The organism is Chitinophaga niabensis, assembly GCF_900129465.1.
Lineage (GTDB): Bacteria > Bacteroidota > Bacteroidia > Chitinophagales > Chitinophagaceae > Chitinophaga > Chitinophaga niabensis.
The window spans coordinates 696,081-708,430 of the sequence record NZ_FSRA01000001.1 but is presented as its reverse complement, the minus strand read 5'-3'; the positions used below and the strand labels follow the sequence as shown (position 1 = coordinate 708,430).

The 12,350-nt window shown below is 46.6% G+C and carries 9 protein-coding genes; 1 reads left to right on the top strand and 8 read right to left on the bottom strand.

Annotation, left to right across the window (positions count from 1 at the left end; translation table 11 throughout):
* Nucleotides 1-46: 46 nt before the first annotated feature.
* From BUR42_RS02765 to BUR42_RS02735, 7 genes are all read right to left on the bottom strand, one after another.
* Nucleotides 47-1,075 (bottom strand): FecR family protein, encoded by a 1,029-nt coding sequence (locus BUR42_RS02765; protein WP_074237672.1) that lies wholly within the window; start codon nucleotides 1,073-1,075, stop codon nucleotides 47-49.
* 61 nt (nucleotides 1,076-1,136) lie between these two features.
* Nucleotides 1,137-1,718, bottom strand: coding sequence for an RNA polymerase sigma factor (locus BUR42_RS02760; protein WP_074237671.1), 582 nt, complete (start codon nucleotides 1,716-1,718; stop codon nucleotides 1,137-1,139).
* 109 nt (nucleotides 1,719-1,827) lie between these two features.
* A complete protein-coding gene (locus tag BUR42_RS02755) occupies nucleotides 1,828-2,517 on the bottom strand; it encodes a GLPGLI family protein (protein WP_074237670.1) in 690 nt (229 codons plus the stop codon).
* A 1-nt stretch (nucleotide 2,518) separates the two neighbouring features.
* Nucleotides 2,519-5,233: an outer membrane beta-barrel protein gene (locus BUR42_RS02750; protein ID WP_074237668.1), complete on the bottom strand. Its 2,715-nt coding sequence runs from the start codon at nucleotides 5,231-5,233 to the stop codon at nucleotides 2,519-2,521.
* Nucleotides 5,234-5,310: 77 nt separating this feature from the next.
* Nucleotides 5,311-6,000 carry a response regulator transcription factor gene (locus BUR42_RS02745; RefSeq protein WP_074237667.1) on the bottom strand — a complete coding sequence of 230 codons (690 nt, stop codon included), beginning with the start codon at nucleotides 5,998-6,000 and terminating at the stop codon, nucleotides 5,311-5,313.
* Complete coding sequence (locus tag BUR42_RS02740; protein ID WP_074237665.1) at nucleotides 5,997-7,352, bottom strand: sensor histidine kinase; 1,356 nt, start codon at nucleotides 7,350-7,352, stop codon at nucleotides 5,997-5,999. The genes BUR42_RS02745 and BUR42_RS02740 overlap by 4 nt, the downstream gene beginning before the upstream one ends.
* Nucleotides 7,353-7,419: 67 nt before the next feature.
* Nucleotides 7,420-9,648, bottom strand: a complete 2,229-nt coding sequence (locus BUR42_RS02735; RefSeq protein WP_074237664.1) for a S9 family peptidase — start codon at nucleotides 9,646-9,648, stop codon at nucleotides 7,420-7,422.
* 156 nt (nucleotides 9,649-9,804) lie between these two features.
* Here BUR42_RS02735 and BUR42_RS02730 point away from each other — a divergent pair, with 156 nt between their 5' ends.
* Entirely contained in the window at nucleotides 9,805-11,181 is a 1,377-nt protein-coding gene (locus BUR42_RS02730; RefSeq protein ID WP_074237663.1) for an APC family permease, read from the top strand.
* On the opposite strand, the gene BUR42_RS02725 is transcribed toward BUR42_RS02730, so the two are convergent.
* A complete protein-coding gene (locus tag BUR42_RS02725; RefSeq protein ID WP_074237662.1) occupies nucleotides 11,153-12,292 on the bottom strand; it encodes an aldose epimerase family protein in 1,140 nt (379 codons plus the stop codon). The two genes, BUR42_RS02730 and BUR42_RS02725, sit on opposite strands and share 29 nt — an antisense overlap.
* Between the last annotated feature and the right edge of the window lie 58 nt (nucleotides 12,293-12,350).

The window sequence follows — 12,350 nt, the reverse complement described above, 5'->3', positions numbered from 1 at the left end:
TGGTTGACATTAAATTGTTCACTGTTCTTCGCAGAACGGAATAGTATTAGTTACATCCCTGTCCTGTTATATTTATAGCTTCATCTATTATTTCATAATTAGCGCCCACTACTTTACACAATACTGTCAGTTTCTCATATAAAGATTCCTGGTCCAGCGCTACTGTTACCCTGCATTTCGCAAACAGGGAATGATTGTATTGTATATCTACCGCATACATCTTTGCTAAACTATCCAGTACATCTCCCACAGGTGCTTCATCATAGTTTAATACGGCAGGTGCCGGTACGGGGTTGGCCAATATGGCTACATCAGTAACATTCAGTTTCTGCAAAGTGTTCTGCCTGGTATTAAAAATAACCTGCTCATTGGGCAACAGGATAAACTGCTCTGTTGTACTTTCTTTGCGGGAAACGGCTACTTTTCCTGATCTTACGGCTACTACTATCTGTTCATCTCCTTTCACGCGGAAGCTGGTGCCGAGTACTTTGGTAATGATGTTACCACTATATACGTAAAAGGGGCGGTTAGCATCGCGGGCCACTTCAAAAAAGGCTTCTCCTTCCAGGGATACTTCTCTTTTATTGCCAGACATGAGGCGGGAATAGTGTAAAGTGCTTTTAGGGCTTAAGGTAATGCGTGTACCATCCAGCAGGTAGAGTGTCTGCAGGCTGGAGCCAGTGTTTTTAGCTATCAGCTCATGTTTGCTCGCCTTCTGCAGCAGCAGTCCCTTCTTTTCTGTTTTTTCCATTCCTGTAAACCACCAGGCTCCTGCAGCTAACAGTGTTATCACAGCAGCCACAGCAATATACCGGCGCCAGTTCATTTGGCGCACCGGTGTTTCCAGCTGGCTTTGCAGATCGTGCCAGATCTGGTCTGCCAGATCATGGCTGTTTGCAGCTTCTTTTTCTGCTTCCCGTATACTTCGGATCATTTTCACCATCGCTTCCCTGTCCGGATGCTGCTGCACCCAGTTCTGCCATTGAACATTTTCCTCCGGCCGGGTGCTTAACACCCAGCTGATAAATTCATCGTTCTGCAGCAATGCTTCCAGTTCCTGTTGTGAATACGACATACAAAGAGATTAAGCGCTTTAATAAGTAGTGTACGATACCTGTCCCGGATACTCAGTGGGATCAGATTATTTTTAAGAAAAAAAGGAGAAGCCCTGAGCCCAGGAATTTCCGGAGGTGTAAAACAGCCCTGTGAAGCAGGTTGGTGGCGGATTGGTAATTAAGCCCCATGATGCCGGCCACATCTTCCGTACTGCATCCCTGGAAAAAACGGAGGTTGATCACTTCCTGCTGGCGCTGGGGTAATTGGGCAATAGCCCTTTGGATCTGCTCTTTCTGCAGGTTTTCTGTTTCCCGGAGTAAAATGCTGGATTCTATATTAAGGGGGTCCGCCTCATCAGGGACCTCTGCCTGGTAACGTTGTTGTACTTTAGCGTTACGCATGAGCTTATAACGGAGCGCTTTGAGCAGGTATGCTTCTATAGAACGCGGGGGTTGGAGCTGCTCTTTCGAGCGCCATAATTCCATGAACAGATCCTGGATAGCATCCTTCACCACATTTTGTTCACTGGCAATCCGCATCCCATAGGCAATAAGCATATGAATATGCGTGCGGTACAATAGTGCAAAAGCCTCCCGATCTCCATGTTTGAACTTTTCCCATACTGTGTGGTCAGCCGGGCTTGGTATAACGTTATGCGGCATTCCTGAATGGCAGCTTTCTGAAAAGTAAGGTAGGGATTATTTTTGGTAATATGTAGCCGTTGCTGTTGTAATAAAAAGGGCGATCTCTTTTAAAGACCACCCTGGTTGTTTATTTTGCATCTTTCATGTCGCTTATTGTTTTCAAACCTTTGGGTGGCAGTACATCTGCATCAGCCACCTGCTGAAATTGTACGGATGTTGCTTTGAATGAAAAGACCGGGCTCTCCATTTCCAGTACCAGGCCTTTTCCACTCATGAAGCCCAATGCTCCTCCCAGGATGGGAAGTGTGGTGGTGTACCAGTAAACAACCTTATCCTTACCCGATCCGGCGATCACCTTTTTACAATCGTAGCCCAGGATCTTCCGGGTTTCTCCTGTTTCTATTTCCTTTCCTTTAATATCAAGCTTCACATTATTTTCACCACCATTATCACCTTTCCCGGAAAACAGGTATTCCTTATCCCCTACTTTCACCAGTTGAAGGTTTTGTTTTGTATCCATATCTACATAAGTGACGCCGTTCTCGTTGCCCATCTTTACCTGAACACTTACATCTCCTTCTTTCTCTTCCATTCCTCCTTCACTGCTTTTTACCAGCCCGTGCCGGCCTTTGAAAAGGAAAACAGCTTCCTGGTCTATAAATTCAGGGATAACATCTTTGTACTGCAGCTGATCCGGCTTGAGACTGGCATGCACGTTTACACGGATCTTATAATTGATCTTACCCTGTGTGTTATCCTGTGCCATCAACGGCAAACAGAACATAATAAAAATTACGGTTGCTGATAAATGTTTCATGTTATGCTTTTGGTTTTGGAAAAAATTTCAGTTTATAAATGATGCCGAGCATGCCATAACGGCCCAGCATATTGTTACGTACATCTTCCAGGTAGCCATTACCGGAAGTACGCTGAATGCTCTTATTCTGGTTCAGGAGATCGCGGCCATCCAGCCTCAGGGAGAAGTTCTTTCCCAATTGCTTTGTTAAGGATATATGCAACAGGTACACGCTGATATTGTAACCTGCAGCCAGGCCGGTATTGGCATAACCATCCCATTCCAGTTCCAGCACCATGCGGGCAGGCAGGGTAAACATGGGGCTGATATTATAATTGAAGGACCAGGATTGTTCTTTGCGCTGATCAAAACGGCGGTTGTTATAACTGGCATTCCCTTTCACCTGCAGGCTGATATTTTTGCCGAAGTAAGCGGAGTAACCGGCTTCCGGCCTGAATACCCAGCTGGTAGCGTAATTAGGCAGTCCATTGGTATACCCTGTATTTTTTGTATAAAAAACACCTGCCCCGAAATTGATATAAGAACCGCTTTGCCCCGCCGGGAAAGAAAAACCAGCATCCATACCGGCATCATAATTTCCGTTTACATTGATGGGAGCAATCAATTGTCTTCCGGTACTGGCATCCAGCATCACCTGGTCTACAATCTTCTGCCTTCCGAGGTTATACTGCATACGGAGGTATTGGGAACGTTGCTGGTCTTTGCTGTTATTGGTGAAAGAAAGAGATATACGGTGATCTGATGATTGTTGCAGATCAGGGTTTCCTTTGCGGGTAACCATGGCTACGGAATTATCTTCCAGCGGCTGCAATTGCTCCATGCCCGGCATACTGGCAGAGGTGTTGTAGTTCAGTTCCAGTTTGCGGAGGTTTGAAAAGCGGTATTGCAAATAGAGATGCGGCAGTAAGGCAGTAAAATCCTTTTCCACTTCATATCCTTTTCTGCTGGAAAGCCCATCCAGTTTATGCTGTTCAAATGCAGTACCTGCCGAGAATTCCAGTTTTTTATACCGGGCAGATAAAAGAACATCTGCCCTGTTCCTGAATGATGCTGTGCTGTAATTATCACTGAACCGCTCGTCTATTGCTTTTGTATTGATGTCTTTTACGATCTTGTCTGTAGCAGATCCGTTGTAATAGGCCTCTTCCGTAAGTTGCAGGCTGAGTGTTTTACTAAGTGGTTCTGTGTAATTGATACTTCCTGAAAAGGTACCGCTGGTGGATGTACTGTTTGTTTCCTGGTCCAGTCCTTCTGTGCCTGGCACATTGTAATAACGGCTACGGGTATGGTTCAGCGATGAAAACCTGTTCCTGTAATAGCCAGGTGAAAAGGATACTGCCATGGTGCGCCCTTTCCTGGCAAACCTGTGCATCAAAAGGATATTTACACCTGCATGATCATTGGTACTTGCGGAACTGGTGGCTTGTGTGCCTTCATTTAGCAGCGTTTTCCTGTCTGTTGAGAAGGAACGGTATTGCTCCTGCTGATTGTTTGCATAAGTGCCCCTGTTTAGTTTCGGGCTTACCTTGATGGTATTCCTATCGTTCAGCTTATACTCCGCAGACATCTCCAGCCGGTGTTCATCGTTCCTGTTGCGGGTTGTACCCTCCTGCTGGTATACATAAGAAGTATCTGCCAGGAAGTTCTGGCGGTCGCGGGCAAAGGTGTTCCTGCTATCTGAGCCGTTGTGAAAATAACTGCTCCGCCATTTCAGCTTATCCCAGTCGTTATTGAAATTGATCCCTCCGTAGCGGACATCCGTATAACCGACAGGTCTTAAAAGGCTGGATATGTCTCCTCCGCTTACATCTATCTTAACACCTTTCATTTTCATCAGTTCTGCATATACGAAGGGAGGCAGGTTATCTGCCATTCCGGGGTCTTTCATCATCATCTGTAACAATTCTCCCCCGGTAAAGCCAGACCGGTTCACATTGTTTGTCTTAGCCAGCAGGGAAAGCTGGCGTTCGCCGCTGAAGCTGTTGACATTGGCGCCTGCTTCATAACGATCGTGATCACCCAGGCTTCCGCTTACATTTCCGAACAAGCCTCTTTTACGGTCTTTCTTTGTAACAAGGTTGATCACTTTCTTTTTGTTCCCATCTGCGATGCCGGTAAATTCAGCCATTTCGCTTTGCTTATCCAGCACCTGTACTTTTGAGATCAGGTCTGCAGGGAGGTTCTTAGTGGCCACTGTGGGATCATTGCCAAAGAACTCCTTGCCATCCACCAATACCTGCTGTACCGCCTGGCCCTGTGCCCTGATGCTGCCATCACGATCTACCCGGATACCCGGGAGTTTTTGCAGCAGGTCTTCTACTACCGCATTGTCCTTTGTTTTGAACTTATCTGCATTGTATTCAATAGTATCTCCTTTCATGCTGATAGCGGGGGCATCATTGATCACCACCACTTCTTTCAGATCTCTTCCTCTTGCGGAAAGGAACAATGTATCCGGTAATGCTCCCGGTATATTAAAACGGGTGCGATGGGTGGGGTAACCCAGGTAGGAAAGTGTAATGCCATAATCTCCCCGGGGAAAACCTGTTATGCTAAAACGGCCATCGTTACCTGTAATGATGGAGGTATCCTTTGCACCGGTGACCAGAACGGAAGCCCCGGCTAATGGTTTACGGGAAGTACTGTCTGCCACCACCTGTGCCTGCAGCGATATTGAAAGCAGCAACAATAAAGAAGAAAAGTATAACTGTTTCATACCGCAAAGCTATTTCAGCGGACCTGCGGAATGGGTTAACGGGTATGTATGTAGTGTTAATGAATGTTAAAACTTTGCTACGCGATAAGTTTAAAACCTACGCTGCGAACATTGATGATCTGTATGGAAGCATCCTGCTGCAGGTATTTGCGGATGCGGGTGATGTAAACGTCCATGTTGCGGGCATTAAAGAAACCATCATCGCCCCATACATTGAGCAACATGGCCTTCCGGGGAGTTATTTCATTCAGGTGATCTGCCAGGATCTTTAAGATATCCGTTTCCCGTTGAGAGAGGCGCCGCACTTCTCCTTTGAAATTTAACTCCTGGCGATGGCTGTCGAATACATAAGCACCTATCTGGTAAACACCATTACCGGCAGCTTTCTTTGCATTTACTTTTGAACGCCGCAGGAGCCCCTGTACACGAAGCAGTAATTCTTCAATGCTAAAGGGCTTTTTAATATAATCATCCGCACCTACGCTAAGCCCGCGGATTACGTCAGCAGTAGTTGTTTTCGCGGTGAGGAATACAATGGGAATTTCGTCATCTGTCATCCTGATCTCTTCCACCAGGGTGATGCCATCCTTTTTGGGCATCATCACATCTACTACGCAAACCTCCGGGGAAAAGGAACGGAACATTTCCCAGCCCTCTTTGCCATTGGCGGCGCAGCATACTTCAAACCCGTTTAATTCCAGCGTTTCTTTGATCACGCTGGCCAGTACCTGCTCATCTTCTACTAATAACAACTTCACCTTACTCATGCTCCGGGTATTTTAAAGGTGAACAAACTACCGCTGCCGGGAGTGCTGGATACTTTGATACTGCCACCCAGCCTGCTCACCAATTCCTTCACATAACTAAGCCCAAGGCCATAACCCTTAACGTTGTGCAGGTCGCCTTGCGGCACACGGTAAAATTTATCGAAGATAAAAGGAAGGTGTTCTTTACTGATGCCAATGCCATTATCTGTTACGCTGAAAAGATAACTGGTATCCTGTTGCTTTACGCGCAGTTCTATCCGTTTTTCCGGCTTGTCTGCATATTTAATGGAATTATCCACCAGGTTGTTGAGGATGGTAAACAATGATTCCCGGTGCGTTTGCACTATCGTTTCCGTTACTTCCATCACGGTAGTGATATAAACGCCGGGCAGGTGAATATAACGCTGCTGCACCATATTGAGCACCTCCGGCAACAACACTTCATTACTTTCAGCCAGCGCGATGCCGTTCTCCATTTTAGACAGGGTTAGGATCTCTTCTATATGCCCCTGTAATTTATTCAGTTCGTCTTTAGACAGGCGCAGGTATCTTTCCGTTTTGTTCTTATCATCCATCCCGTTATAGGTAAGCAGCGATTCATTGATGGTACTCAGGATAGCCACCGGTGTTTTCAGTTCATGTGTAATATTACTGATGAAATCGCTGCGCATGGCTTCCAGTGCTTTTTGCCGCATAATGATACGCCACAATACCCATATACAGCCTGCAACGATCAGCAATAAGATAAGGGAGATGATCACCGGCCCGCTCATCTTCTTCATCAGGTAGTTTCCCACACCTGAGAAACGGGCATGGAGCTTATTATCCGGCTCCGATATAGACAAGGGTATGCTAATGTGATTACCGGTAGTATCCGTGTTTTTTGCATAGGACAACTCAACGCCTACTCCAATACCCCGTGCAGCTAATTCTTTTATGTAGGTCTTTAATACTTTCTGACTATCCGGGCGCAACCCCGGCATGTTGGACAATATGCTGGAAAGAAATGGCTGCAGATCCTCGCGGGACATTGTAGTCGTACGGGCATTCTTCAAAGTGGACCCACGCATTGTATCAGAGGCTATGATAGTGCTGCTGAAGGAGATCTCGTTTTCCTCCATTATATCTCTGATGGCACTGTCTATAGCTTTGGGGGAGGAATGCAACTGTTTCATCTGCACAGTTACCAGGCTTTCCATAAAAGCCTGGTCATATGTATACTGCAATGCATCCTTCGCCTGGTTATAGAAAGTCCTGCGCTGATCCCTGTACGTAGCCACCAGCCAGTACGTCTGGAATGCCAGCACAGTAAGCACAGTAGGCAATATGATCCACCAGGTACGTTTATACATGCCGTAAATGTACGTGCAGATCCCGATTCATGCATCAATGTTTTAACACTCATTAACAAATCTCCCTTTACTTTATTACCAGGGGCGTTTCCACTCCCAACAGGTGCCGCACAAAGAAATTACGCTTACGCAACCTGCCATACGGCCCTCCGTCACTATGGCCCATTCCCGGGATCGGTAAGAACTCAAACCCCTTGTTACATTTGATCAGTGCATCCGCTACACGGTAGGTAGACTCCGGGGGTACATTGGTATCTGCTTCTCCTACGATCAGCAGTAATTTACCCTGTAATTTATCCACGTTGGTGATATTACTCTGCTCATCGTAATGTTTACCAACAGGGTAGCCCATCCACTGCTCATTCCACCATTGCTTATCCACCCGGTTGTCGTGGCAACCGCAGGAAGAAACGGCAGCTTTGTAAAATTCAGGATGGAACAGCAAAGCTGCCAAAGCGTTCTGGCCACCTGCGGAAGTTCCATAGAGACCTACGCGGCTGGTGTCTGCATAAGGGTATTTTGTGCCCAGGGCTTTCATCCATAGGATCCTGTCAGGGAAACCGGCGTCTGCAATGTTCTTCCAGCAAACATCATGAAAGGCTTTTGAACGGTTGGCTGTGCCCATACCATCTATCTGCACCACTATGAAACCCAGCTCTGCCATGCTTTGCATTTCCCCGAAAGTTCCCATGAAAGTTTTGGGCACAAAAGCATCATGCGGGCCGGCGTAGATATTTTCAATGATGGGATATTTTTTAGTGGGGTCAAATGTAGAAGGCCTGCAAATGATCCCCCAGATATCTGTAACGCCATCCCTTCCTTTCGCTACAAAACTCTCTACCGGTGGTATGCCTGTTTTGAAGAACTCCGTGGCATCTGCGCGTTCTATCTCTGCTATTTTCTTGCCATTGCTGGTAAGGCGTAGTTCCGTAACAGGCGGGATGTTCACCTGTGAGTAAGTATCGAGATAATATTTCTTATCATTGGAAAGTGTGATCAGGTGCTGTCCTTTCTCCGGCGTCATCTGCACCAGGTTTTTGCCATCAAAACCAATGCGGTAGTAATGGATGAAATAAGGGTCTTCACCTGCGTGCATACCACTGGCACGGAACCATATCTCTCTCTTCTTTTCATCCACGCTATCAATGTTACGCACCACCCATTCGCCCTGTGTGATCGCATTCTTAATATTGCCGGTAAGGCCATCTACCAGATACAAATGGCGCCAGCCATCCTTTTCAGAAGACCATATAATTTCACTAGTAGCTGGTATATATTCTGTGAAGATGCGCGATTCGTAGATAAAGGTTTTGGCTTTTTCATCCAGCAATGTGCGTGTGGTACCAGATTGTGCATCCACTTCAATGATCCTGAAACGTTGGTGCCCACGGTCTACTTTCTCGTAGCTGAAATACCGCGGATCATCCTTGCGCCAGTGCAATACGGGGGCTTCAAAAAAGTCTAATATTTCGGTATTGACCCTGATGCTTTTTAACTGATCTACAGGGAAAAGATGCATCTCATAAGTAGTGAAAGGGTCACCGGGTTGTTTGTAATTCTGTGAACGTAGCTGCCCGCGTTTAGTACCTGATACGCTGGTAAGTACATAATATACCAGGGTATCCAGTGCAGGGTTAGTGAGATATCCTACTACATATTTACTATCCGGGGACCAGGCCAGTTCTGCGTATGGTTTTTCTTTGGTGCCATTGGTAGTGTATTGTATTGTGTCTTTTGTTTCGTTATTACGTATGAATACATTCCCTTCTTTGACGAAAGCATGCCATTTCTTATCCGGCGATTCCCCCCTCGTGGAAAAACTTTGCCAACGGCTGCGGCGGAATACCCTGTCCGGATACACACGTTGAGGGAAGCTATCTTTCTTTATGAGTTGGTAGGTTTTCAAATCAACTTCCCAGTATTTTCCCTTTGCTTCCAGCATGGCGGTTTTAGTACCGATATCCATGCGCGTGATATTCAAACGCAGCGGGTCCTGCTCCAAAGCTGCAGCCAGTTTTGCATGATCAAATGCGGGGCGTTTTTTCCCGCTGGCAGCATCTACTAAAATATATTCCTTAACAGAATCCTTTAAGGTGTTCGCATACCAGAAACTCCGGCCATCTACAGACCAGTTTGCTCTCACTGTACTTTTAAATACAGTGTTCCGGCTGATGCTATCCAATAAGCGGGCATGTTTATACCGGCCTGTCATTTCCTCCTCATCCGGGTGGTAAGGGAGCTGTTGTGCGCTGAGGGAATTGGTCCAGATCAGCAGCAGTATAATACGCTTCAGCATATAACTGTTTTAATCTCCTGTAAAGTGGGCACATTTTACAGGAATTGATTTACGCATTTTAACCATAACTGTACTGATTTTAGCCTTTCAATTCTGAGCATAACCGGTTAATAATTACAAAGTCTTCCCGCTTTTGACTGGTTAGCTTTACTGCATATGAACTTCAAACCCTCCCTCAGCCTCTTAGACGCTACCATGGTAGTAGCAGGCAGCATGATCGGCTCCGGTATCTTTATTGTAAGTGCAGACATTACCCGGCTCACCGGAAGCTCCGGCTGGCTTTTACTGGTATGGCTTATCACCGGATTTATGACCCTCACTGCGGCATTGAGCTATGGAGAATTGAGTGCCATGTTCCCCAAAGCGGGCGGCCAGTATGTATATCTGAAAGAAGCCTATAATCCGCTAACGGGTTTTGTATATGGATGGAGTTTCTTCACGGTGGTGCAAACCGCTACCATTGCGGCAGTAGGCGTTGCCTTTGCTAAATTCACGGCTTATATTATACCCTATTTCAGCGAAGATATCCTTGTGTGGAAGAACATTTCAAGGGCACAGTTATTATCCATCGCCGTGATCTTTGTGCTGACCTTTATTAATACCAGGGGGATCAAAAGCGGCAAACTTGTACAAACCTCTTTAACCCTGATCAAATTACTGAGCCTGGCCGCCCTGATCATTTGCGGCCTGGTGTTATTAAAACCCGCGGTATGGACTGCCAACTGGGAAGATCCCTGGCACCTGCATTCCATCACCACTACCGGTCCTTACACCATCATCGCAGCATTGGGTGCTATTGCTGCCGCTATGGTAGGTTCCATTTTCAGCAGCGATTCCTGGAACAACATCGCATTCATAGCAGGAGAAGTAAAGAACCCTCAGCGCAATATTGGCCTCAGCTTATTCCTGGGCACACTGATCGTTACCTTTCTGTATATCCTGGCTAATATCACTTACCTCGCGGTACTGCCTTTACAGGAGATTGCTTTTGCGGAGAAGGACAGGGTAGCTGTGGCGGCTTCGCATGTGATGTTCGGAAAAGCGGGTACGGTATTGATCGCAGCCATGATCATGATCTCTACTTTTGGCTGTAACAATGGTTTGATCCTGGCAGGCGCCAGGGTATATTACACCATGGCCAATGATGGTTTATTCTTCCGCAGGGCGGGGAAACTTAACCAGGCGGCTGTTCCTGAGTTTGCTTTGTGGATCCAGTGTATTGTTGCCTGTGCCTGGAGCATCAGCGGCAAATACGGCCAGCTTTTGGATATGATCTCTTTTGTAGTAGTGGGGTTCTATATGCTCACTATTGCAGGCATCTTTATCCTGCGCAAAAAAAGACCGGATGCCGAACGCCCGTATAAAGCATTCGGCTACCCGGTACTACCCATCATTTATATTGTGATGGGCTTAAGTTTCTGTATCCTGCTGATCATTTACAAACCCGGTTTTACCTGGCCGGGCCTGATCATTGCATTAGCAGGGATCCCTGTTTATTATATAGTTACTTCGTCCCGAACTGGTAAACCGTAGTTTGCGTATAACGCTCACCTGGTTTCAGGATCACGTTAGGGAAAGCCGGCTGGTTCGGAGAATCAGGATAGTGCTGTGCTTCCAGGCAAAGCCCTGCGTTCTTGCCGAATTTTGCACCATTGCGTGTGTGCTGCAGGGTACCATCCAGGAAGTTACCGGTATAGAACTGGATGCCCGGCTCTGAAGTAGAGATGGTCATCAGCCTTCCGCTGGCCGGATGATACAGGGTACCGACCACGGCAAAACCTGATTTATCAAACACCCAGTTATGATCATATCCGCCTTTCACTTCTGCAATATGCTCGCCAATACGGGTAGCGGTGGTGAAGTCCATAGGCGTGCCTTTTACCGGTTCTATTTTACCTGTTGGGATCAGCACATCATTTACAGGGGTATAGCTGGGCGCATTGAGTTGCAGCACATGATCAAGGATAGTGGAATCCTTGCCGGCAGATAAGTTAAAGTAAGTATGCTGTGTGAGGTTCACTGGTGTTGGTTTGCTGGTGGTGGCCACGTATTCCAGTTTCAGGGCATTGTCTGCCGTGAGGGTGTAGATCACTTTAGCATCCAGGGCACCGGGGTAACCTTCTTCCCCGTCTGCGCTGGTATATTCCAGCAGGAGGCTGCTATCTCCGGGTAAAGGCGTTACTTTCCAGATAACTTTATCAAAACCTTTCAGGCCACCGTGCAGGCTGTTGCCGTTATTATTGGCAGCCAGCTTATATTCATTACTATCTATCTTAAAGGTGGCTTTGGCGATGCGGTTGGCATAACGGCCCACCAGGGTACCGAAATAAGGGTTGCCTTTTTGCACGTACCCTGCAAGGGAATCGTAAGAAAGTACCACATTACCCAGTTCCCCATTTTTATCTTTTACAAGGATATCTGTGATAACACCCCCGTAATTCAGCACTTTTACCACCATGCCACTGTCGTTTGTGAGGGTATATTGCAAAACTTCCTGGCCGTCCAGGTCGCCATAATGTACGGGTGCGGGCACAACGGTGGAATCTGCACTGGTCTTTTGCTCTGAGGACTGGTTGTTACAGGCTGAGGTAACAATCAGACTGCCGGTAATGATAGTCATAATTGTAGTGAGTTTTTTAAACATGATGATCCTTGTTTAAGTGTTTGCGTGGTTAATCCTTAAATATCCGGATTAAATTCTA

Excerpts from the sequence above, each read along its gene's own strand:
- BUR42_RS02765 (WP_074237672.1), bottom strand. The coding sequence starts at position 1,075 with ATGTCGTATTCACAACAGGAACTGGAAGCATTGCTGCAGAACGATGAA.
- BUR42_RS02760 (WP_074237671.1), bottom strand. The coding sequence starts at position 1,718 with ATGCCGCATAACGTTATACCAAGCCCGGCTGACCACACAGTATGGGAA.
- BUR42_RS02755 (WP_074237670.1), bottom strand. The coding sequence starts at position 2,517 with ATGAAACATTTATCAGCAACCGTAATTTTTATTATGTTCTGTTTGCCG.
- BUR42_RS02750 (WP_074237668.1), bottom strand. The coding sequence starts at position 5,233 with ATGAAACAGTTATACTTTTCTTCTTTATTGTTGCTGCTTTCAATATCG.
- BUR42_RS02745 (WP_074237667.1), bottom strand. The coding sequence starts at position 6,000 with ATGAGTAAGGTGAAGTTGTTATTAGTAGAAGATGAGCAGGTACTGGCC.
- BUR42_RS02740 (WP_074237665.1), bottom strand. The coding sequence starts at position 7,352 with ATGTATAAACGTACCTGGTGGATCATATTGCCTACTGTGCTTACTGTG.
- BUR42_RS02735 (WP_074237664.1), bottom strand. The coding sequence starts at position 9,648 with ATGCTGAAGCGTATTATACTGCTGCTGATCTGGACCAATTCCCTCAGC.
- BUR42_RS02730 (WP_074237663.1), top strand. The coding sequence starts at position 9,805 with ATGAACTTCAAACCCTCCCTCAGCCTCTTAGACGCTACCATGGTAGTA.
- BUR42_RS02725 (WP_074237662.1), bottom strand. The coding sequence starts at position 12,292 with ATGTTTAAAAAACTCACTACAATTATGACTATCATTACCGGCAGTCTG.